We start from the raw sequence: 21,437 nt of genomic DNA on the forward strand, positions 1-21,437 counted from the left end.
GCGGAACGGCTGCCCCCAGCGCGGGACCGCTGGACCGATCATCGACGGTGCGGACCCCGCCTGGAGATCGCCGGCATGCACCGCACCGGCACCAGGACCCCGCTGGTGTTCCTGCACGGGGAGCAGAACGGCGACCTGTCCTGTCTCGGACACCTGTCCCCGGCGTGCGAGGGGTCACGCTGTGGGGCTCAGGACTGGTGGGCGTCGGCGGGCTTGGCGACCTGGTAGATCGCCCCGGTGGAGACGTCCTCCTCGAGGTCCTCCAGGGAGCGGTTGCGGGTCTCGGGGACCTGGGTGGCCACGAAGATCAGGGCGAGGACGCCGATGCCGGCGAAGAGGAAGAACGTGCCCGAGATCCCGACCGCGGCAACGAGGGAGGGGAAGAACAGGGCCAGGAAACCGTTCATGGTCCAGCCGAAGAACACCGAGATGCCGATGCCCAACCCGCGCATGTGCAGCGGGAAGATCTCTGCCAGCCACACCCAGACGGCGACGTTGAGGAACGTCTGCATCGAGAGCACGAAGGCGACCACGAGGATGAGGATCACGATCGGGCGGGCCGGGTTGCCTTCGGGCAGCAGGTTGCCGGCGATCCCGATCAGCAGGTGGCAGGTCGTGGTGAGGCTCAAACCGATGATGAAGGTCTTGCGCCGGTCGAGCCGGTCCATGTTGTACAGGGCGATGATGCCACCGATCACCGCCACGACACCGAAGGCGATGTTGGCCAGCACGGCCTGCTGCGCTGTCATCCCGGACTCCTCCAGAATACGAGTGCCGTAGTACATGACGGAGTTGATGCCGGTCAGCTGCTGGGTCATGGACACCCCGATGCCGACCAGGATGATCCGCAGCAGCCACTTGTTCGTCAGGACCGCTTTCAGCCCGATCTGGTGGGCCTGGACCTCGATGGCGGCGATGCGCTCGATCTCCTGCAGCTCGGCCTTGGCCCGGTCGGCCGGGCGGACCGTCTCCAGCACCGCCAGGGCCTCGTCGTACCGGCCCTTCTCGGTGAGCCAGCGCGGGGACTCGGGCATGCGCAGCATCCCGATGAACAGTCCGATCGCCGGCAGCGCGGAGACGGCGAACATGATCCGCCAGATGCCCTCCACGACGTCGCCGAGGGTGACGGCGATGACCGCGTTCATCACGAAGGCGGAGAGCTGTCCGAACACGATCGCCAGTTCGTTGCGGCCGGTGATCGACCCGCGGATCTCGTAGGGGGCGAGCTCGGCCAGGTACACCGGCACGACCGTGGAGGCTCCGCCGACGGCGAGGCCGATCAGGATCCGGCCGCAGACCAGGACCGTGTACCCGGTCAGGGAGAACGTTCCCTCCTCAGCAGGTGTGGGGGTGAGGACCACCAGGGCGGTGCCGGCGAAGAACAGCACGGCCAGCAGGATGATCGTCCTGCGCCGGCCCCAGGCGTCCGAGACCCGACCCCAGACCAGGGCGCCGACGGCGGCGGCGAAGATGAGGGAGCTGATCACCACGCCCAGCTGGAGCAGGTTCAGTCCCAGGTCCTGGGCCATCGGCCCCTCGGCGCCGTTCGTCACGCCGGTGTCGTAGCCGAACAGCAGCCCGCCCAGGCAAGCGACGACCGAGATCAGTCCGAGCCGTTTCCGGTGCGGCCCCTGGGTCAACGGCGGGAGGGCGACCCGGCTGTCGCTCGGAGAATGGTGGGACATGGGAACTCCTTGGGTGATGACCTCGTGAAGCACGGTCGAACCGTGTGCGGCACCGGTCGGATGGTGGGTTGTTCGTGCGGGTGGATCGGGGATCGGCCGAGAAGGCAGGACGCCGCTGAAGGCCGGCGGGCGTGCCGGCGGAATGCGCTTCGCCGCCCGGACGGGCTCGCGGCTTCTCCGGTCGGTTGCCGCACCCGACATCCGGTGCGACGGTCGCGAAACGTCTACAGCGACTGCTGCGACGTGGAGTGCGCCGGAGGGCGCGCCCACCGGTGGGGCGGGGTGACGTGCGTGCCGGATCCGGGGGTGCGTACCACCAGGCCGGCCTCGACCAGATGCTGCAGAGCGCTGCGCACGGTGACCCGGGCAATGCGCAGTCGGGACGCGAGCTCGAGCTCGTTGTCCAGCTTGGTGCCCGGCGCCAGATCCCCGCTGTGGATTACCCCTTCCAGGAGGAGAGCGAGTTGGTGGTAGAGGGGCACCGGGGAGTTCCTGTCGATCGGCAGGAACAGCGTTGCGGTCATGAAAGGTCTCCTCTTCTGGCCGGGCCTCGGCCCTTCGACGCGCTGCCGGAAACTTGTTCGGCAGAGGTGTTGGCGATCACACTAATACGTACTAGTGTTTCTGCCAAGGGTTTGTCAGGACATATTGAGGACACCGTTCCCGGGCATCCCCTTCCGCGCTCCAACCCTGACCTGAAGGAGAATCCCGTGTCCGAGCCCCGTACCCTGAACATCGGCCTGATCGGCGCCGGCCGGATCGGTTCCAGCCATGCCGAGCTGATCACCCGCACCGTGCCCAACGCCCGACTGGTCGCGATCGCCGATCCCGTCGAGGGCGCCGCGGCACGCCTGGCGGAGGCGTTGTACGTGCCTGCGGCCTACACCGACATCGCAGAGCTGCTGGCCGACCCGGAGGTGGAGGCGGTGGTGATCACCGCACCGGCCCGGTTCCACACCGAGCTGGTGGAGCAGGTCGCCGCGGCCGGCAAGGCGATCTTCTGCGAGAAGCCGGCCGGGATGACGCTGGAGGAGATCGACCGGGTCCACCAGGCCGTCGAAACCCACGGAATGCTGTTCCGGATCGGGTTCAACCGCCGCTTCGCCGACGGATTCCCGCAGGCCCGGGCGGCCATCGAGGCCGGGCGGATCGGCTCCCCGCAGCTGCTGCGCTCGACCACCCGCGACCCGGGACTGGCGAACCCCGGCGCGGTGGCCCCGTGGACGATCTTCCTGGAGACCCTGATCCACGACTTCGACACCCTGAACTTCCTCAACCCCGCCGCCCGGGCGGTACAGGTCCACTCGGTGGCCGACGCCCTCGTGGCCCCGGACTTCAAGGACGCCGGGCTGCTGGACACCGCCGTGGTCACCATCCGCTACGACAACGGGGCGATCGCCACCGCCGAGGCCAGCTTCTCGGCCGCCTACGGCTACGACACCCGGGCGGAGGCCTTCGGCTCCGCCGGCATGGTCACCGCCGGGGACCTGGCGGCCTCGAGCATGCGCTACTACGGCCCGGAGGGCATCGCCGCCGAGACCGTCCGCGCCGACACCCAGTCGATGCGCGGCGCCTACACCGCGGAGCTGCAGGCCTTCACCGACACCGCCCTCGGACACCTCTCGCCGGGTCCGGGCGTGGAGGCGGCCCGGGACGCGCTGCGGATCGCCCTGGGCTGCATCGAGTCCTGCCGCACCGGCGCCCCGGTGAGCCTGGACCCGGTGGGAGCCACCCGATGAGCGGCTTCACCCTGGCGGCGAGCGCGGAGATGGTCTTCGTCGACCTGCCGTTCGAGCAGCGGGTGCGCCGGCTGCACGAGGCCGGGTTCGAGGTGGAGATCTGGGACTGGACCACCAAGGACCTGCCCGCCCTGGCCGCCACCGGGGCCCGGTTCGGGTCGATGACCGGCTACGTGCGCGGGGCCCTCGTGGACCCGGACGGGGCGGCGGAACTGCTGCGCACCGCAGAGGACTCGCTGGCCGCCGCCGAGGTCCTCGACTGCCCCCGGCTCAACGTCCACGGCACCGGCCTGGACCCCCAGGGGCTCCCCGTGGTGCCACACGAGGTGGTCACCGGGGCGGACTGGCTGGCAGCGGCCCGCACGCTGGAGCGGCTGGCCGTCCTGGGCGAGCGCCACGGGCGGGTCTTCACCCTGGAGAACCTCAACCGCGCCGTCGACCACCCGGGGGTGCCCTTCGGGGCGGCCGAGGACACCCTGGCGCTGGTCGCGGCGGTGGACAGTCCGCACCTGCGGCTGAACCTGGACCTCTACCACGCCCAGATCGGGGAGGGGAACCTGGTAGAACTGTGCCGGAGGGCCCTCCCGTACGTGGGGGAGATCCAGGTGGCCGACGTCCCCGGGCGGTGCGAGCCGGGCACCGGGGAGATCCACTTCCCCCGGGTGGCCACCGCCCTGGCCGAGGCCGGATACGAAGGAGTGATTGCGATGGAGGCCTTTGCCGCCGCCGACCCCGAGCTGGCGCTGAGACGATTCCGGGACGCCTTCACCGTTCCCCGCCCGTGAGCCCGGACGCCCCGGGGCGGGAAGCCCCCGGCCACCCGTCCGGGCGCCGCGTCACCATGCGCGACGTCGCCCGGGCGGCCGGGGTCTCCCAGCCCCTGGTCTCCATCGTCTTCCGCGACGCCCCCGGCGCCAGCGAGGAGACCCGGGCCCACGTCCTGCGGGTCGCCGCCGAGCTGGGCTACCGCCGCGACGAACGTGCCCGGCTGCTGCGCCAGGGCCGCTCCCGGCTGCTGGGGGTGGCCTTCGAGCCCGTGCAGCCCTTCCACGGAGAGATCCTCGACGGTATCCACACCGCCGCCCAGCAGCGGGGCTACGACGTCGTGCTCTCGGCCGTCACACCGCACCGGGCGGAGGACGCCGCGGTGGAGGCCCTGCTGCGCGACCGGTGCGAGGCCCTGGTCCTGCTGGGCAGCGCCCTGCCACGGACCCGCCTCGAGCAGATCAGTGCGACCCTGCCGGTCGTCTCCGTCACCCGGGCTTTCGACGCGGCGGCCTTCGACAGCGTGGCCACCGACGACCACCGCGGCGCGGTGCTGGCCGTGGAGCACCTCCTCGACCTGGGGCACCGGCGGATCGCCTACATCGACGCCGACCGCGAGGCCGGCGGGGCGAGGCGCCGGGCCGGCTACCAGGACACCATGGCCGCCGCGGGCCTGGTCGACGAGATGCTGATCGTGCGCGGCGGCGCCTCGGAGGCCGGCGGCGCCACCGCCATCACCGGGCTCCTGGCCCAGGACCCCGCGCCGACCGCTGTCATCGCCTTCAACGACCGCTGCGCCGTCGGGGTGATCAGCCAGGCCCGCGTCCTGGGCCGGTGCGTGCCCGAGGACCTGTCGGTGGTCGGCTTCGACGACTCCGAGCAGGCGTCCCTGCCCTACCTCGACCTCACCACCCTGGCCCAGGACCCCTGCCTGCTCGCGCACACCGCCGTGGACCTGGCGCTGCGCCGCTTGGATGCGACGGCTGAGAACACCGCGGTGACCGGCGAGCACGTGGTGCTCCCCGCCCAGCTGGTCACCCGCACCAGCACCGCACCCGTCCCCGCTGCCCCCTGAGGCGGCTCCCTCGCCACTCCGGCCCAGGACCGGGCAGGCGGCACTTGCGGGACGGGGCCCTTCCGCACCGATCAGGAACCCCGCCTGTCCCCCGATGAACGGACTACACGGGGCCCCCGACGAGGTCGTGCCGGGGCACGCTGCGCTGCACGAGCAGGTACGGGGCCCACAGCAGGGCCGCGGAGAGGACGGTCAGCCCGAAGCCGACCATCGCGGTCCGCTCGGCAGCCGGCCCCATCTCCACGCTGCCCACCAGCACCGAGAAGGAGATGACCACCAGCAGAAGCCAGCACACCAGCCCGTGGAACCAGCGCAGGCCACGGCGCAGCGGCAGGAAGAAGAGCGCGGCCGCCGGCAGGACCACGAGGAGCTCCAGCGGCCAGACGGCGGCGGGCAACCACCCGTGCTGCACCAGGTAGGGCAGCAGGAAGCCGGCGCTCAGGGCGTACATGCCGGCGAACCATGCACCGAGGATCCAGTGCCGGCCGGTGGGCCGCTGACGCGCCTCCCGCAGCGCGGGGTCCCGGCGCTCCGCCTGCTCCTGGACCTGCGCGGCGTTCTGATGCCAGCGGTTCTCCAGCCGGATCGTGTTGTCCAGCCACCCGCCGGTGGCGGGGAACGGGATGACCTCTTCGGTGGTCGCGAGGTGCTCGAGCTGGGCCTCGGGGCCGAGGTAGGCCTCGCCCTTCCACGAGAGCGGCCGGGCGGTGTAGCCCAGTTCCACGCCGTGCTTCCGCAGCGCCGCGATCCAGACGTCGACCGCGGGGTCCTTGTGCGAGGAGAAGGGGACGCTCGTGATCCGGCGGCTCCCGTCCTGGTCGAACAGGATGTGCAGGACGGGGGCCGTCTCGGTCAGTGTTCCGCCGCCGTTCTCGACGAGGATCGTGCGGCGCAGGATCCGGTAGGAGGCCACGACGGAGGCCACGGCCTCCCACGGGATGGCCCGGCGGACCGGTGCGTCGGCGCCGAAGGTGTTCCACTCGGTCGTCTCGATGCCGGTCTCGCGCAGGGTATAGGTCGAGCGGTGGCGGGCGTGCCAGGCTCCCCTGCGCACCAGGTCCACCGTCCTGACCAGGAGCAGGACCCCGGCCGCCACGAAGACCAGAGTGAACAGCAGCCACGGGTTCCAGAACGCGATCATCAGCCAGACGGGGACGCCGATGAAGAGCGCGACGATGGCCGCGACGAAGAACAGGCCGACCACCGCAGCGCCGCGCCAGAACAGGTCCTCCCGCTGCTCGCTCTGGACGTGGACGACCGGACTTCCGGTCACGGCGGTCCGGGAGACGGGGTGGGGATCCGGTGTCACGACAGGTGCTCGCTCTCGGTGCAGGGGCGGGTGCGTCCCGGGCAGGGGTGTTCCGGCGCTCTCGGAGCCTATCGGGGACCAGGGCTCGGGGCGCTGACCCGACACGGCGCCGTCCCGTCGCCTCCGCCCGTCCGGAGAGCGCACGCAGAAGGGCGGGGAGCCTCCGGAGGCTCCCCGCCCTTCGCGAGAGTTCTAGTTGCGCGAGCTGCCGGTGTTCGTGCCCTCGCCGGAGTCGTCCCGGTGGTAGAGGTACTCGTTGCCGTGCTCGTCCTTCTCCACGTAGAAGTGTTCCTGGACCTCCTGGTACCAGGTCTGGGCGGCCTCGCTCATCCTCTCGCCCTCCTGCGCCTGGGCCAGCCGGTCCCCCGGCCCGTAGACGCGCATCGCGATGGCGTTGAGCCGGTCGAGGATGCGGTGCTGCTGCTCGCCGTCCCGGTTGGTGTTCTGCCTGTTCCGCGCCATGACGTCCCCCGTTGCCGACTGTGATGGTGATCACCAGTCTAGCGCCCGGGTGCCGGCAAGGACCGGGCCCACCGGCGGGTGTGACGCCGGTGGGCCCGTACGGTCCCTGGTGTCCGGGCGGCTACTCGACGTCGCGGATCTGCTTGAGGGAGCCGGTGCTCGTGCGGTACTCCCGCACGTAGTCGGGCTGCTCCGGGTGCTCGATGGCCGGGGCGTTGGCCGGCTCCGAGCCGTGCACGTAGTCCGGGGCCACGACGATCTCCTCGTCCACCTCGGCGCCGGTGGAGGTGCGGCGGCGGAACTCCTCGGGCGGCAGCACCCGGCGCCACTGGCGGGTGGGCAGGACGCCCACCTCCCCGGCGTCCTCGCGCAGGGCCCGGAGCAGCGAGTAGATCATCACGTACCCGAGCATGAAGAACGGCAGGCCGATGAGGATCGCCACGTTCTGCAGCGCGGCGAGCCCGGTGGCGCCGGTGGCGGTCAGCAGGATCGCGGCGATGAGGCCGATGGCGACGACCCAGAACACGCGCTGGTGCACCGGGGACTCCTCCTCGTGGCCGCTGCCCATGGTGTCCATGACCAGGGCGGCCGAGTCGATCGAGGTGATGAAGAACAGCACCACGATGAGCACGCCCACGGCGGAGGTGACGGTGGAGAACGGGAAGTTCTCGAGGAAGACGAACATCGCGCCGGGGATGTCGCCCTCGTCGACGACGGCCTCCACGAGCCCGCCCCCGCCGTTGAGCTCGATGTCGAACACGCCCATGCCGAAGATCCCGAACCAGATGACGGAGAACAGCGTGGGGAAGGCGAGCACCCCGGAGACGAACTGGCGGATGGTGCGGCCGCGGGAGATGCGGGCGATGAAGATGCCCACGAACGGGGACCACGTGATGGTCCACGCCCAGTAGAAGACGGTCCAGCCGCTCTGCCACCCGGTGTCCGCGAGCGAGTCGTTCCAGAAGGCGAGCGCCGGGAGCATCGACAGGTACGTGCCGGCGGACTCGACCATGCCCTTGAGCATCAGCACGGTGGGCCCGGAGACGAGGATGAAGACCAGCAGGGCGATCGCGATGAGGATGTTGGTGTTGGACAGCCGCTTGATGCCCCGGTCGAGGCCGAGGGCCACGGAGACCGAGGCGACGAGGCTGACGGCGGCGATGATGAGGATCTGCGACAGCGCCGACTCGGAGATGCCGAAGAGCCGTGCCAGGCCGCTGTTGATCTGCATGGTGCCGAGCCCGATCGAGACGGCCACGCCGAAGAGGGTGCCGACGATGGCCAGGATGTCGATGAGCCGCCCGACCGGCCCGTGGATGCGCTCCCCCAGCAGCGGCTGGAACATGGAGCTCACCCGCGGCGGGAGGTTGCGCTTGTACATGAAGTAGCCGAAGGCCAGTGCCGGGAGGGTGAAGATCGTCCAGGTGTGCAGCCCGAAGTGGTAGAGCGTGAAGCCCATCGCCTCGGTGGCGGCCTCCATGGAGGCCGGCTCGACGCCCTGCCGGGGCGGGTTCGCGAAGTGGTTCACCGGTTCGGCGACGGCCCAGAACATCAGGATCGTGCCGATGCCCGCGGCGAAGAGCATCGAGAACCAGGACAAGTTGGTGTGCTGGGGCCGTTCGTCGTCGGCCCCGAGCCGGACCTGACCGAAGCGGCTGACCATGAGGTAGATCAGGAACAGCAGGAAGACGGTCACACCCAGGATGTAGAACCAGCCGAGCTGTTCGATCACCCAGGTCGAGCCGTCCGCGAAGACAGCGTCCATGAACTCCGTGAACACCAGCGTCAGGACCACGAACGCGGCGATCACCAGCGCGGAGCCGAAGAAGATGGTGGGACTGGTCCGCAGTCGCAGGGAGTCGTGCAGTCTGTTCAGCATCGCCGTGCTTCCCCGGCTGCCCTCGGCCTCGGACGAGCGGACGGCCGCCGTGTCTCGGTTGTGTGCGTCGGTCGTGTGGATCGGTGGTGCGTTCTGGTTGCTACGACCCTACCGCGTGGTCGTCCTGAGGCGGAGGCTCACTCCGGGGACGGCGTGGACGCCAGGCGCGGCTCCACGTGCCACTCCCACCACGCGTCCACGCGGTCGCGCAGGCGCTGCACGGTGCCGTCGTTGACCAGCACGGTGCTGGAGACGGCTGCCCGCTCCTCGTCGGTGGCCTGGGCGGCGATCCGGGCGCGGGCGTCGGCCTCCGTCATGCCGCGGTCCTCGACCATCCGCCGCACGCGCTCCTCCGCCGGGGCCTGGACCGTGAGGACGAGGTCGAAGCGCCCGTGCTGGCCGGTCTCCACGAGCAGCGGGATGTCCTCGACCAGGACGGCGTCCTCCCCGGCCGCGGCCGCGAGCCGTTCGGCCTCCGCCCGGACGAGGGGGTGGATGATCGCGTTGAGCCGGGCGCGCGCCTCCGGGTCCGCGAACACGCGGGCGCCGAGCGCGGCCCGGTCCAGGCGGCCGTCCGGGGTCAGCACGGAGGGTCCGAACTCCTCCACGATCCCCTCGAGGCCGGGCCGGCCCGGCTCCTGCAGGGCGCGGGCGATCGCGTCGGCGTCGACCACGGTGGCCCCGAGCTCCATGAGCCGCCGGGAGACCGTGGACTTGCCCGAGGCGATCCCGCCGGTGAGTCCGATGGTCAGCATGGGACCATGCTATCGGTCGGTCCCGGCCGCGCCCCGCCGGGCGCTCAGGCCTCCCCGGCCCCGGCCACGGTGGTCATGACGTCCGGCAGCGTGCCGGGCCCGTGCGCCCGCTGCACCCGCAGCCAGCGGTACCCGTAGCCCTCCAGGGCCAGCTCGGCCGAGGAGTCGGCGTCGAGGGTGCACGTCCCGCTGCCCAGCAGGTCCAGCAGCTCGGTGCCCTCCTCCTCGTCCGGCAGCCGCAGCGGCACCGTGGTGGGCTCGGCGGAGAAGTTGTGCAGCGCCACGATGCCGGAGCCCTCCCACGAGCACCGGTGGGCGAGGACCTCCCGCCGCGGCTGGTCCAGGACCTCGGCGGGCCCCCAGGCCAGCTCGGTGCACTCGCGGTAGCGGCGGGCCAGGGCGGTGACGAAGTTCAGCAGGGAGTCCGGGTCCCGCTTGGCGTCGGCCACGTTCACGGCCGCGGGGCCGAACTCTCCCTCGACGACGGGACCGGAGAGGTCCTCGGCGCCGGCGGAGGAGAACCCCCCGTTGCGCCCGGAGGTCCACTGCATGGGCGTGCGGACGGCCATGCGGCCCTCGGCGGCGAGATTCTCGCCCATGCCGATCTCCTCGCCGTAGTACAGCACCGGGGTGCCCGGCAGGGAGAAGAGCAGCGAGTAGACCATCCGGATGCGCTGCCGGTCCCCGTCCAGCATGGGCGGCAGCCGCCGGGTGAGGCCCCGGCCGTAGATCTGCATGCGCTCCTCGGGCCCGAAGGCGGCGAAGACCTCCTCCCGCTCGGACGCGGAGAGCTGATCGAGGGTGAGCTCGTCGTGGTTGCGCACGAAGTTGGCCCACTGGGCGTCCTGCGGGATGCGGGGCCGGTTCTTCAGGGCGGTCGCCAGCGGCCCGGCGTCCCGGCGGGCCAACGAGAGGTAGAGGTTCTGCATGGCCACGAAGTCGAAGATCATGGTCAGCTCCCCCGCGTCCTCCGTGCCGAACAGCTCGAGCTGCTGCTGGTAGGGCAGGTTGACCTCGCCCAGCAGGGCGGCCCGGCCGTTGCGGCGGTTGGCGAACCTGCGCAGCGCGCGCAGGAACCCGTGCGGGTCCGTGAACCCGCCCTGGTTCTCGAAGTCGTCGCCCTGCGCCAGCGTGAGCAGCTGGGGGATCCCGTCCACGCGGAAGCCGTCGAGGCCCAGGTGCAGCCAGAACCCGACGATCTTCGCGATCTCGTCCCGCACCTTGGGGTGGGAGAGGTTGAGGTCCGGCTGGTGGCGGTAGAAGCGGTGCAGATACCAGTGCCCGGTGATCTCGTCCCGGGTCCAGATGCCGCCCTCCTGGTCGGGGAACACGGCCTTCCCGGAGGTGTCCGGCGGCTCGTCGGCCCGCCACACGTAGTAGTCGCGGTACGGGCTGTCCGTGCTCGAGCGGGCGGCCTGGAACCACGGGTGCTGGTCGGAGGTGTGGTTGACCACGAGGTCGGCGATGACCCGCAGACCGCGGTCCTGGGCGGTGCGGACGAGCTCCACGAGGTCGCCGAAGCTGCCCAGCCGCTGGTCGACGCCGTAGAAGTCGGTGATGTCGTAGCCGTCGTCCCGGTTGGGCGAAGGGTAGAACGGCATGAGCCACAGGCAGGTGACGCCGAGCTCCGCCAGGTAGTCCACCCTCTCGGCCAGCCCGGCGATGTCGCCGACGCCGTTGCCGTCCGTGTCCAGGAACCGCTCGACGTCCACGCAGTACACGACCGCCTGCTTCCACCAGAGGTCGGAGGTGTCGGCGATGCGCATGTCTGCTCCCTCGGTCGCGGCTGCTCCCCTGTCTAGCACCCCGTCCCGGTCCCGTCGAGGGCGCGCGGGGCCCGGCCTAGAGTGGGGAGCATGGACCCGGACCCCCTGCTCAGCCGCGCGACCCGGTACACGACGCTCGCCGCGGGCACGGAGGCGGTGGCCGAGCTGGAGATCAAGCGCTCCCGCTTCCTGGCAGTGCTGCGCCGGGCGCCCACGGAGGCCGAGGCCCGGGCCCTGGCCGAGGAGCTGCGGCGCGGATTCCACGACGCCCGCCACCACTGCTCGGCGTTCGTCCTGGGCCCGGACCGGGACGTGCAGCGCTCCTCCGACGACGGCGAGCCCGCCGGCACCGCGGGCCTGCCGATGCTCGAGGCCCTCGTGCTGCGGCGCACCGCCACGGACGCCGCCGGCCGGGACGTCACCGACCTCTCGGACGTGAGCGCCGTGGTGGTCCGCTGGTTCGGCGGCACCCTGCTCGGCGCCGGCGGGCTGGTCCGGGCCTACTCCGAGGCCGTGTCCCAGGCCCTCGACGGCGCGTCCCTGGTGGTCCGCCGGCGGCAGCGGCTCTACCGGCTCCCCGCCTCCCACGCGGACGCGGGCCGGATCGAGAACGAGCTGCGCGCGGCCGGGACCACGGTCCTGGACACCGCCTACGGGGCGGCCGGCGCGGAGCTGGGCCTCGCCCTGCCCGACGACGACGCGGCCGTCGCCGCGCTGCACTCCCGCGTGGCCTCGCTGACCGCCGGCGCCGGTGTCCTGCGGCCCGTCGGCACGGACTGGGTGGACACCCCCACCGGCAGCCGGCCCTGAGCGGCGCCCGGCCGGTCCGGCGGCCCCGGGGACAGCACGACGGCCCCCGCCCTGCGAAGGGTGGGGGCCGTCGTGGTCAGCGCCGTGCGGAACGGCCTGGCGGTGCCTGTCGGATCAGGCTCCGGTCAGCTTCTCGCGCAGAGCGGCCAGGGCCTCGTCGGAGGCCAGGGTGCCGGAGTCGGCGGCCGGGGCCTCGGAGGAGTAGCTGGTCGGGGCCGGCGCGGACGAGGAGGAGGACGAGGAGGACGAGGACGAGGAGCTCGTCGTGCCGCCGGCGGCGGCCTCGGCGTCCTCGGCGATCGACTTCCGGACCTGCTCCTTGTGCGCCTCCCAGCGCGACTGGGCGTCGGCGTACTGCTGCTCCCAGGCGGCGCGCTGGGTCTCGTAGCCCTCGATCCACTCGTTGGTCTCGGGATCGAAGCCCTCGGGGTACTTGTAGTTGCCCTGGTCGTCGTACTCGGCGGCCATGCCGTACTGGGCCGGGTCGAACTCGGTGGAGTCCGGGTCCACGCCCTCGTTGGCCTGCTTGAGCGACAGCGAGATGCGGCGGCGGTCCAGGTCGATGTCGATGACCTTGACGAACAGCTCGTCGCCCACGGAGACGACCTGCTCGGCCATGTCCACGTGGCGCTGGGCCAGCTCGGAGATGTGCACCAGGCCCTCGATGCCGTCCTCGACGCGCACGAACGCGCCGAAGGGGACGAGCTTGGTGACCTTGCCCGGCACGACCTGCCCGAGGGCGTGGGTGCGGGCGAACAGCTGCCACGGGTCCTCCTGGGTCGCCTTCAGCGACAGGGAGACGCGCTCGCGGTCCATGTCGACGTCCAGGACCTCGACGGTGACCTCCTGGCCGACCTCGACGACCTCGGAGGGGTGGTCGATGTGCTTCCAGGACAGCTCGGAGACGTGCACGAGGCCGTCGACGCCGCCCAGGTCCACGAAGGCACCGAAGTTGACGATCGAGGAGACCGTGCCCGTGCGGACCTGGCCCTTCTCGAGCTTGTGCAGGAAGTTGGAGCGGACCTCGGACTGGGTCTGCTCGAGCCAGGCACGGCGGGACAGGACCACGTTGTTGCGGTTCTTGTCCAGCTCGATGATCTTCGCCTCGATCTGCTGGCCGATGTACGGCGCGAGGTCGCGCACGCGGCGCATCTCGACGAGGGAGGCGGGGAGGAAGCCGCGCAGGCCGATGTCGAGGATGAGGCCACCCTTGACGACCTCGATGACGGTGCCGGTGACGACGCCGTCGTCCTCCTTGATCTTCTCGATGTCGCCCCAGGCGCGCTCGTACTGAGCCCGCTTCTTGGACAGGATCAGGCGGCCTTCCTTGTCCTCCTTGGTGAGGACCAGAGCCTCGACCTCATCACCCACGGTCACGACCTCGTCCGGGTCGACATCGTGCTTGATGGACAGCTCGCGGGACGGGATGACGCCCTCGGTCTTGTAGCCGATGTCGAGAAGGACCTCGTCGCGGTCGACCTTGACGACGGTGCCCTCGACGAGGTCGCCGTCGTTGAAGTACTTGATGGTCGCGTCGACAGCGGCGAGGAAGTCCTCGGCGGACCCGATGTCGTTGACGGCAACCTGCGGGGTGGTGGTGGTCATGTAGTAGGGGCTCCGATGGGGATAGTTTGTGATCAGTCGGAACGGAGATTGTCCGGCCGGACCGCGGCCGTTCCGAAGGATTGCTGGACAGGGCACGTGCAGAGCACGCACCGGATCAGTCTACGGACGGAGGAAAAGGGGCGCAACACGCGACCCGCCGCGCCGCGCGGGCTCAGAACTGTGTGACGCCGTACGGGGCGGTCGGGGTCTCCATGAAGTCCTGCAGGTCCCGCAGCGCGTCCTCGTCCCGGGCCACGATCAGCCCCGCCTGCGCGAGGGTGCTCGCCTTCACCGCCCCGAGGTACAGGGACCCGAGCACGTCCACCCGCATCGCCACGTCGGCCCCGTCGGGCAGCTCCACCGCGGGGACCGAGCGCCCGGCGTCGTCGTCGGCGGTGCGGGGCCGGTCGCCCAGCCGCTCGACCACGGGCTTGCCGCTGCTGGTGTCCAGCGCCCAGACGCCGTCGGCGTAGCCCATCGAGTCCACGAGGGAGATCACGATCCGCCCGCGGTAGGTGTACGGGCGGGCCTCCAGCGCGGCGGCGGGGTCCAGGACCCGCACCCACACCTTGTCGGACTCCGCGGTGACGCGGTACTTGGCCCGGTCCGCCATCGCCCACACCAGCGGGTCCTCCACGGGGGCGCGGCCGAAGCGGACCTGGTCCACGAGGTCCAGGGAGGTCACGAACTCCCACAGGGCGATCGACACGTCCGGGGAGGCGCCCACGAGGTCGAGCACCGTCAGGGTCAGCGGGTAGGAGGTGTTGGGCTCGAACCGGTAGGTCACGTAGCCGTCCGGGCGCATCGCGTCGTCGTAGTGCACGGCGCAGCGCACCTCGGGGTCCGCCTTCTGCGGGGTGATGGCGTACTCCCCCGTGTACTCGGGCCAGTGGTAGGCCACCCGGCTCACCGACCCGTGGGAGCTCTCGTGGAAGCGCTGGAAGAGCACGGGGGCGAGCTGGCGCACCGCCTCGCCGTCGGCCATCTCCACGCTGCCCACGGTCGGGGCTTTGAGCTGCAGGCGGGTCGTGGCGTCCACGGTGACCTCGCGGTTGAACGTGGCCGCGCCGAAGCCGAACCGGCCGTAGATGGTGGCCTCGGTCGCGGTCAGCAGCGCCACGGGGTAGCCGTCCCGCCGGGCGCGGTCGAGCTCTCCCGTCATGAGCCGGCGCAGCAGCCCGCGGCGGCTGTGCGTGGGCCGCACGGTGACCTCGGAGATGAGCCGGGCCCGCAGCAGCCGGCCGCGGCCCGCGTTGAGCGAGCCCTCCCAGGAGGTGAAGGTCGCCACGGGCCGCCGGGTGGGGAGTGCCGCCTCCGGCACGGCGTGCGGGTACGCCGCCCGCAGCCGCACCCGCTCGGCGTGCATCCAGGACAGAGTGCGCTCGAGGGTCTCGTCGGTCGGCTCCGCCTGGTGGAAGCCCTGCCGGATGGCCCGTACCCACTCCACGGCGGCCGGGTTGGCCGCGACGCCGCCGGGGCCCACGCCGAACTCCGCGAAGGTGTAGTCGTGCCCGCCGGCCGAGTAGGACTCGGTCACGGTGCCGGGGGTGGACGGTGTCGTCGGAGCGTCGTGCTGGGGGTCCATGGTGGGTTCCTCGTTCGCGGTGGGGTCGGGGAGCGGGCCGGCCGGGGCGCCGGTCCGGCCGGTCAGTGGGCCGCCTCGTGCCAGGAGCGGCCCGCGCCGACGTTGACCTCCAGCGGCACGGACAGCTCGGCGGCGCCGCCCATCTCCTCGCGCAGCACCCGCTCCACGGTCTCGCGCTCCCCGCGCACGACCTCCACCACGAGCTCGTCGTGGACCTGCAGGAGCATCCGGGAGCCGAGGCCCTCGTCGGTGAAGCGCCGGTCCACCCCGAGCATCGCCTTCTTGATGATGTCGGCGGCCGAGCCCTGGATGGGGGCGTTGAGGGCGGCGCGCTCGGCCATGGAGCGCAGCTGCCGGTTGTCGCTGGAGAGGTCCGGGAGGTACCGGCGGCGTCCGTCGATGGTGGCCGTGTAGCCGTCCTCGCGGGCCTGCTCCACGACGCCGCGCAGGTAGTCGCGCACCGCCCCGAACCGGGTGAAGTAGTCGCTCATCAGGGTGCGGGCCTCGTCGACGGGGATCCGCAGCTGCTTGGAGAGCCCGAAGGAGCTCAGCCCGTAGACCAGCCCGTAGCTCATGGCCTTGACCTTGGAGCGCATGGGCGCGGTGACCTCCTCCGGGGCCACCCCGAAGATCTTCGAGCCGACGAAGCGGTGCAGGTCCTCGCCGCTGCGGAACGCCTCGATCAGCGCCTCGTCCCCGGACAGGTGCGCCATGATGCGCATCTCGATCTGGGAGTAGTCGGCGGTGAGCAGCTGCTCGTAGGCCCGCCCGTCCTCCGGGCGCCCGACCACGAACAGCCCGCGGATGCGGCGGCCCTCCTCGGTGCGCACGGGGATGTTCTGCAGGTTGGGGTTGGTGGAGGACAGCCGGCCGGTGGCGGCGACGTTCTGCATGTAGGTGGTGTGCACGCGGCCGTCCTCGGCGATGGCCTTCTGCAGGCCCTCGACGGTCTGGCGGAGCTTGTTGGCGTCCCGGTAGGCCAGCAGGCCGGCGAGGAAGCGGTGCCCCTTGGAGTCCGGGTCGGTGCGGGTGAGCAGCTCCGCCACGGCGTCGGCATCGGTGGTGAAGCCGGACTTGATCTTCTTGGTCTTCGGCAGCCCCAGCTCCTCGAACATCACCTGCTGCAGCTGCTTGGTGGAGCCGAGGTTCACGGGCTCCGCGATCTGGGCGTGCGCCTCCTGCTGCGCCTGCTCGATCACCCGGGCGAAGTCGTCGAGCAGGACCTGCACCCCCTCGGGGTCCACGGCGATCCCGGCGAGCTCCATCCGGCCCAGCACCACGGCCAGGGGCAGCTCGAGGTCCGTGAGGAGGGCGGTCTGGTGGGTCTCGGCCAGCTTCTCCAACAGGTGCTCGGAGAGCTGGACGGTGGCGACCGCCAGCTCCGCCTCCCGCCGGAGCACCGCCGGGGCGGGCCAGGGCTCGGCGTCCAGGGCGAGCTGCTGCTGCCCCTCGGCGGCGGGGCCGTCCGCGGCGGGGGCCACCGCCAGGCCCAGCCGGTCCTCGAGCAGCGCGGGGAGCTCGTAGCTGCGCCGCGCCGGCTGCAGCAGGTAGGCCGAGAGCTGGGGGTCGTCCACGACCCCGGCCAGCGGCAGGCCGCGCACCGCGAGGGACTTCCAGACGTCCTTGAGCCCGTCCACGATCTTGGGCCGGTCCGCGTCGGCCAGCCAGCGGGCCAGTGCGGACTCGAGGTCGGAGTCGGCGGCCGCGAGGTCCAGGAACAGCGCGGACGGCTGGTGGCCGCCGCGGGCGAGGACCACTCCGGAGAGCTCGCGGGCGCCCGGCAGCACGGGGTCGTCGTCGCGGTGCAGGGCGTGCAGCACCACGGGGCCCTCCCCGCCGGCCAGCCACTGCTCGAGGTCCTCGGCGGTGCCGGGGCGCTCCACCTCGCCCAGGCCGAGGTCGGCCGGCGGGGCCGCCTCCTCGGCGGGGCGCCCGAAGGCGTCGAAGAGCCGGTTGCGCAGGCCGTCGCCGAACTCGAGGTCGTCGAAGACCTCCCCCACCGCCTGGGCGTCGGGCTCGGGCAGGCCGGCGTCGGCGAGGTCGACGTCCAGCGCGAGATCGGTGATCAGGCGGTTGAGCCGGCGGTTGCGCTCGACGTCGGCGCGGTGCTCGCGCAGCGCCTCGCCCTTCTTGCCCTTGACGCGGTCCGCGTGCGCGAGGATCGCGTCGACGCCGCCGTAGGCGAGGATCCACTTGGCCGCGAACCCCGCGCCCACGCCGGGGATCCCGGGGAGGTTGTCGGCCTGCTCCCCGGTCAGGGCCGCGAGGTCCGGGTAGTGCTGGGGCGGCACCTTGTACTTCTCCACCACGGCGGCGGCGTCCATGTGCTTGAGGTCGGACGGGGTGCGCCCGGGGTAGACCACCGTGACGTGCTCGTCGATCATCTGGAAGGCGTCCCGGTCCCCGGAGAAGACCAGCACCTCGTAGTCCTGCTCGGCGCCGCGGCGGGCGAGGGTGGCGAGGACGTCGTCGGCCTCGTGGCCCTCGGCGGTGACCACGGGCACGCCCAGGGCGTCGAGGATCCGGCGGATCTGCGGGACCTGCCCGTGGAACTCCTCGGGCGTCTCGTCCCGTCCGCCCTTGTACTCCTCGTACTCCTGGGAGCGCAGGGTGGGGCCGTCGAGGTCGAAGGAGACCACCAGGTGGGTGGGCCTCTGCTCGCGGATCAGCTTCACGAGCGTGTTCACGAAGCCGTAGACGGCCTCGGTGTGCCGGCCGTCGGAGGTCACGAAGGCGGGCCCGCCGCCGTACTCCGCGGCGCGGGACAGCGCGAAGAACGCGCGGAAGGCCAGGGAGTGGCCGTCGACCAGCAGCAGCTTCCGCTCGGGCCGGGAGACCGGGTAGGGGATCTCGACGTCGACGGGGTGGTCGGTGTCGGTCCCGACGGTCACCGTGCGGACAGCGGTCTCGGGGCTCGGGTCGGTCTGCGTGTGCTGCGTCGTTTTCTCCACGGACCCATCCTAGGGCCGGGCGGGAGCCGGGACCGGCGGTCCGCCGGGGCCCGGCGGGTCAGCCCGCGCGGCCGGACGGCGCGCTCAGGCGACCTGGTTGATGATGGCCTCGGCGACCTCCCGCATGGACAGCCGGCGGTCCATGGAGGTCTTCTGGATCCAGCGGAACGCCTCGGGCTCGGTGAGGCCCATCTTGGTGGTCAGCAGCGACTTCGCGCGCTCCACGAGCTTGCGGGTGGCGAACTGCTCCTTCATGTCCGAGACCTCGCGCTCGAGCGCGGCGATCTCCTCGGCGCGGGAGATCGCGATCTCGATCGCGGGCACGAGGTCGTCCACCGTGAACGGCTTGACCACGTAGGCCATGGCCCCCGCCTCGCGGGCCCGCTCCACGAGCTCCCGCTGGCTGAAGGCCGTCAGCAGGACCACCGGGGCGATCCGGTCCGAGGCGATCTGCTCCGCCGCGGTGATCCCGTCGAGGACGGGCATCTTCACGTCCATGAGCACGAGGTCGGGGCGGTGCTCGCGGGCGAGCTCCACGGCGCGCTGGCCGTTGTCGGCCTCCGCGACCACCTCGTAGCCCGCATCCTGGAGCATCTCCACGATGTCCAGGCGGATCAGGGTCTCGTCCTCGGCGACCACCACCCGGCGGGCCGGGCGCAGGTCGTTCTCCGCCGCCTCGCCGGACAGGTCGTCGCGGGTCTCGGGCTCCTCCGCCGGGGAGGGGTTCGGCTGCTCCGTCACGCTGACTCCTTGGCTGCTGGTGCGTCGTTGCCCGCGCCGCGCGGGCGGCGGGGCCGGCGGCGCCAGACTGCCCGGCGCCGCGCATTCCGTCCGATCAGCCCCAGCCTATAACTGTTGTAGAGTGGTCGAGCGCAGGAGCCGCCCTCCCGAGGCGGCGCGGACTGCGACCGCAGGCCCAAGTGGCGGAATTGGCAGACGCGCCGCACTCAAAATGCGGTTCCCCTGGAGTGTGGGTTCGAGTCCCACCTTGGGCACCAGCACCCCGGACCTCTCGGTCCGGGGTCTTCTCGTCCCACCCCCGTGCCGTCAGCCCGCGGCGCCCCGCTCCCGCACCAGGTTGGTGACCCGGGCGGTGGACAGCCGCCGCCCCCGCTCGTCGGTCATCACGACCTCGTGGACGGTGAGCGTGGCGCCCAGGTGCAGCGCCGTGCACGTGCCGGTGACCGTCCCGGAGGCCACGCCGCGCTGGTGCGTCGCGTTGACGTCGACACCCACCGCGTACCGCCCCGGACCGGCGTGCACGCTGGCCGCGGTCGAGGCGAGCGTCTCGGCGAGGACGCAGTGCGCTCCCCCGTGCAGGATCCCGCCCGGCTGCGTGTTCGGCTCGACCGGCATCGTGGCGACCGCCCGCCCGGGCGTGAGCTCCGTGAACCGGATGCCCATCGCCCGGGCGAGACCGCCCATCCCGTGCCCGGGGAAGGCTGCGTGCAGCTCCTCGGGGACCCCGTGCTCGCGCAGGTCCCGGGAGTGCTCCTCGGGGGTCATGGCCGGGGGGCTGCTCACCCCTCCCGCCACGGTCCCACGCGCTCGCGCCGCTGACCGCTGCCCAGCAGCTCCCCGGCGTCGGCGACGTCGCCCACGCGGTGCACCTTGACGAGGTTCGTGGTGCCGGCGACCCCGGGGGGCGAGCCGGCGCAGATCACCACGAGGTCGTCCTTGCCCGCGAGGCCCTGCTCCTGGAGGTGCAGGTCGACCTGCCGGGTCATCTCGTCGGTGTGGTCGACCTTCGCGACCTGGATCGGCTGCACGCCCCACAGCAGGGACATGAGTGCGGTGACGAGGGGCTCCGGGGTGAACGCCAGGATCGGGTGGGCCGGGCGCAGCCGGGAGAGCCGGCGGGCGGAGTCCCCGGACTGGGTGAACGTGCAGAGGTAGCTGACGTCGAGCTGCCGGGCGATGGTCACCGCCGCCCGCGTCACCGCGCCACCGCGGGTTCGGGGCTCCGTGCCCAGCGCCGGGACGCGCTCGAGGGCCTGGGACTCGATGGCCTCGATGATGCGGGCCATCGTCTCGATCGTCTCGATCGGGTACTTGCCCACCGAGGTCTCCCCGGAGAGCATGACCGCGTCGGCGCCGTCGAGCACGGCGTTGGCGCAGTCGGAGGCCTCGGCCCGGGTGGGGCGCGGGCTGTCGATCATCGACTCGAGCACCTGGGTCGCGACGATCACGGGCTTGGCCCAGCGCCGGGCGAGCTCGATGGCGCGCTTCTGCACGATCGGGACCTGCTCCAGCGGCAGCTCCACGCCCAGGTCACCGCGGGCCACCATGATGCCGTCGAACGCGTCGATGATCTCGTGCAGGGCGTCCACCGCCTGCGGCTTCTCGATCTTGGCGATCACCGGCAGCCGCCGGCCCTCCTCGTCCATGATCTCGTGCACCCGCACGATGTCCTTGGCGTCGCGCACGAAGGACAGGGCGATCAGGTCCACGCCGCGGCGCAGGGCCCAGCGCAGGTCGTCCTCGTCCTTCTCCGACAGGGCCGGGACGTTCACGGCCACGCCGGGAAGGTTGATGCCCTTGTTGTTGGACACCGCCCCGCCCACGACCACCTCGGTGGTGACGGTGGTGTCGGAGACGGCGGTGGCGCGCAGGGCGACCCGGCCGTCGTCGATGAGCAGCGGGTCGCCCACGTTGACGTCGCCCGGCAGGGCCTTGTGCGTGGTGGAGCACAGGCTCGCGGTGCCCTCGACGTCCTCGACGGTGATGGAGAACACGTCGCCGGGGAGCAGCTCGTGCGGGCCGTCCGCGAAGCGGCCGAGCCGGATCTTCGGTCCCTGCAGGTCCGCGAGGATCGCGACCGTCTGCCCGGCGTCCGCCGAGGCGCGCCGCAGGTTCTCGTAGGACGCGTCGTGCACGGAGTGGTCGCCGTGGCTCATGTTGAGCCGGGCCACGTTCATGCCGGACCGGATCGCCTGGGAGAGGTTCTCGTACGAGGAGATGGCCGGGCCGATCGTGGCCACGATCTTTGCTCGTCGCATGTGTGCCGCCTTGGGTCGAGGGATGCCACCGGGGAGGACGCGCACAGCACTG

At 71.8% G+C, this 21,437-nt stretch carries 17 protein-coding genes and 1 tRNA gene; 5 read left to right on the top strand and 13 right to left on the bottom strand.

Annotated features, from left to right (window positions below):
* Positions 1-188 precede the first annotated feature (188 nt).
* Together EQG70_RS10660 and EQG70_RS10665 are read right to left on the bottom strand one after the other, a co-directional pair.
* Positions 189-1,685: a sugar porter family MFS transporter gene (locus tag EQG70_RS10660; protein WP_138976470.1), complete on the bottom strand. Its 1,497-nt coding sequence runs from the start codon at positions 1,683-1,685 to the stop codon at positions 189-191.
* Between the two features lie 224 nt (positions 1,686-1,909).
* Positions 1,910-2,209 carry a GntR family transcriptional regulator gene (locus EQG70_RS10665; RefSeq protein WP_052132726.1) on the bottom strand — a complete coding sequence of 100 codons (300 nt, stop codon included), beginning with the start codon at positions 2,207-2,209 and terminating at the stop codon, positions 1,910-1,912.
* Positions 2,210-2,395: 186 nt separating this feature from the next.
* Between EQG70_RS10665 and EQG70_RS10670 the strand changes: the two genes are divergently transcribed.
* From EQG70_RS10670 to EQG70_RS10680, 3 genes are read left to right on the top strand one after another with little or no spacing between them, the layout of a single operon-like run.
* Positions 2,396-3,424 (top strand): Gfo/Idh/MocA family oxidoreductase, encoded by a 1,029-nt coding sequence (locus tag EQG70_RS10670; RefSeq protein WP_109268790.1) that lies wholly within the window; start codon positions 2,396-2,398, stop codon positions 3,422-3,424.
* Complete coding sequence (locus EQG70_RS10675; protein WP_109268789.1) at positions 3,421-4,209, top strand: TIM barrel protein; 789 nt, start codon at positions 3,421-3,423, stop codon at positions 4,207-4,209. Before EQG70_RS10670 ends, EQG70_RS10675 begins: the two co-directional genes overlap by 4 nt.
* Positions 4,206-5,264 (top strand): LacI family DNA-binding transcriptional regulator, encoded by a 1,059-nt coding sequence (locus EQG70_RS10680; RefSeq protein ID WP_208746196.1) that lies wholly within the window; start codon positions 4,206-4,208, stop codon positions 5,262-5,264. The genes EQG70_RS10675 and EQG70_RS10680 overlap by 4 nt, the downstream gene beginning before the upstream one ends.
* 103 nt (positions 5,265-5,367) lie before the next feature.
* Here EQG70_RS10680 and EQG70_RS10685 read toward each other — a convergent pair whose 3' ends face one another.
* The 5 genes from EQG70_RS10685 to EQG70_RS10705 form a co-directional block, all read right to left on the bottom strand.
* Positions 5,368-6,537 (bottom strand): hypothetical protein, encoded by a 1,170-nt coding sequence (locus EQG70_RS10685; protein ID WP_109268788.1) that lies wholly within the window; start codon positions 6,535-6,537, stop codon positions 5,368-5,370.
* 228 nt (positions 6,538-6,765) lie between these two features.
* On the bottom strand, positions 6,766-7,035 hold the full coding sequence (locus EQG70_RS10690) for a hypothetical protein (protein WP_017832857.1): 270 nt from the start codon (positions 7,033-7,035) through the stop codon (positions 6,766-6,768).
* Positions 7,036-7,156: 121 nt separating this feature from the next.
* Entirely contained in the window at positions 7,157-8,914 is a 1,758-nt protein-coding gene (locus tag EQG70_RS10695; protein WP_109268787.1) for a BCCT family transporter, read from the bottom strand.
* A 137-nt stretch (positions 8,915-9,051) separates the two neighbouring features.
* Positions 9,052-9,669 carry a dephospho-CoA kinase gene (coaE, locus tag EQG70_RS10700; RefSeq protein ID WP_035924002.1) on the bottom strand — a complete coding sequence of 206 codons (618 nt, stop codon included), beginning with the start codon at positions 9,667-9,669 and terminating at the stop codon, positions 9,052-9,054.
* Positions 9,670-9,713: 44 nt separating this feature from the next.
* Positions 9,714-11,435, bottom strand: coding sequence for an alpha-amylase family protein (locus tag EQG70_RS10705; protein WP_109268786.1), 1,722 nt, complete (start codon positions 11,433-11,435; stop codon positions 9,714-9,716).
* Between the two features lie 90 nt (positions 11,436-11,525).
* Here EQG70_RS10705 and EQG70_RS10710 point away from each other — a divergent pair, with 90 nt between their 5' ends.
* The gene (locus EQG70_RS10710) at positions 11,526-12,245 is read left to right on the top strand and encodes an IMPACT family protein (RefSeq protein WP_109268785.1); all 720 of its coding nucleotides are present in this window, start codon (positions 11,526-11,528) and stop codon (positions 12,243-12,245) included.
* 114 nt (positions 12,246-12,359) lie between these two features.
* Here EQG70_RS10710 and rpsA read toward each other — a convergent pair whose 3' ends face one another.
* From rpsA to EQG70_RS10730, 4 genes are all read right to left on the bottom strand, one after another.
* Entirely contained in the window at positions 12,360-13,850 is a 1,491-nt protein-coding gene (gene rpsA / locus EQG70_RS10715) for a 30S ribosomal protein S1 (protein WP_035924005.1), read from the bottom strand.
* A 172-nt stretch (positions 13,851-14,022) separates the two neighbouring features.
* Positions 14,023-15,435 (bottom strand): GNAT family N-acetyltransferase, encoded by a 1,413-nt coding sequence (locus EQG70_RS10720; protein WP_109268784.1) that lies wholly within the window; start codon positions 15,433-15,435, stop codon positions 14,023-14,025.
* A gap of 62 nt (positions 15,436-15,497) precedes the next feature.
* Positions 15,498-18,386: a DNA polymerase I gene (polA, locus tag EQG70_RS10725; protein WP_109268783.1), complete on the bottom strand. Its 2,889-nt coding sequence runs from the start codon at positions 18,384-18,386 to the stop codon at positions 15,498-15,500.
* 84 nt (positions 18,387-18,470) lie between these two features.
* Positions 18,471-19,073, bottom strand: coding sequence for an ANTAR domain-containing response regulator (locus tag EQG70_RS10730; protein ID WP_031282683.1), 603 nt, complete (start codon positions 19,071-19,073; stop codon positions 18,471-18,473).
* A 227-nt stretch (positions 19,074-19,300) separates the two neighbouring features.
* Between EQG70_RS10730 and EQG70_RS10735 the strand changes: the two genes are divergently transcribed.
* Positions 19,301-19,384, top strand: a tRNA-Leu gene (locus EQG70_RS10735).
* Positions 19,385-19,433: 49 nt separating this feature from the next.
* On the opposite strand, the gene EQG70_RS10740 is transcribed toward EQG70_RS10735, so the two are convergent.
* Positions 19,434-19,910 carry a PaaI family thioesterase gene (locus EQG70_RS10740; RefSeq protein WP_017832866.1) on the bottom strand — a complete coding sequence of 159 codons (477 nt, stop codon included), beginning with the start codon at positions 19,908-19,910 and terminating at the stop codon, positions 19,434-19,436.
* Entirely contained in the window at positions 19,907-21,385 is a 1,479-nt protein-coding gene (gene pyk / locus EQG70_RS10745; RefSeq protein ID WP_109268782.1) for a pyruvate kinase, read from the bottom strand. Before pyk ends, EQG70_RS10740 begins: the two co-directional genes overlap by 4 nt.
* Between the last annotated feature and the right edge of the window lie 52 nt (positions 21,386-21,437).

The organism is Kocuria rosea, from assembly GCF_006094695.1.
GTDB classification, from domain to species: Bacteria; Actinomycetota; Actinomycetes; order Actinomycetales; family Micrococcaceae; genus Kocuria; species Kocuria rosea.

Excerpts from the sequence above, each read along its gene's own strand:
- EQG70_RS10660 (WP_138976470.1), bottom strand. The coding sequence starts at position 1,685 with ATGTCCCACCATTCTCCGAGCGACAGCCGGGTCGCCCTCCCGCCGTTG.
- EQG70_RS10665 (WP_052132726.1), bottom strand. The coding sequence starts at position 2,209 with ATGACCGCAACGCTGTTCCTGCCGATCGACAGGAACTCCCCGGTGCCC.
- EQG70_RS10675 (WP_109268789.1), top strand. The coding sequence starts at position 3,421 with ATGAGCGGCTTCACCCTGGCGGCGAGCGCGGAGATGGTCTTCGTCGAC.
- EQG70_RS10690 (WP_017832857.1), bottom strand. The coding sequence starts at position 7,035 with ATGGCGCGGAACAGGCAGAACACCAACCGGGACGGCGAGCAGCAGCAC.
- EQG70_RS10695 (WP_109268787.1), bottom strand. The coding sequence starts at position 8,914 with ATGCTGAACAGACTGCACGACTCCCTGCGACTGCGGACCAGTCCCACC.
- coaE (WP_035924002.1), bottom strand. The coding sequence starts at position 9,669 with ATGCTGACCATCGGACTCACCGGCGGGATCGCCTCGGGCAAGTCCACG.
- EQG70_RS10705 (WP_109268786.1), bottom strand. The coding sequence starts at position 11,435 with ATGCGCATCGCCGACACCTCCGACCTCTGGTGGAAGCAGGCGGTCGTG.
- EQG70_RS10710 (WP_109268785.1), top strand. The coding sequence starts at position 11,526 with ATGGACCCGGACCCCCTGCTCAGCCGCGCGACCCGGTACACGACGCTC.
- rpsA (WP_035924005.1), bottom strand. The coding sequence starts at position 13,850 with ATGACCACCACCACCCCGCAGGTTGCCGTCAACGACATCGGGTCCGCC.
- EQG70_RS10720 (WP_109268784.1), bottom strand. The coding sequence starts at position 15,435 with ATGGACCCCCAGCACGACGCTCCGACGACACCGTCCACCCCCGGCACC.
- pyk (WP_109268782.1), bottom strand. The coding sequence starts at position 21,385 with ATGCGACGAGCAAAGATCGTGGCCACGATCGGCCCGGCCATCTCCTCG.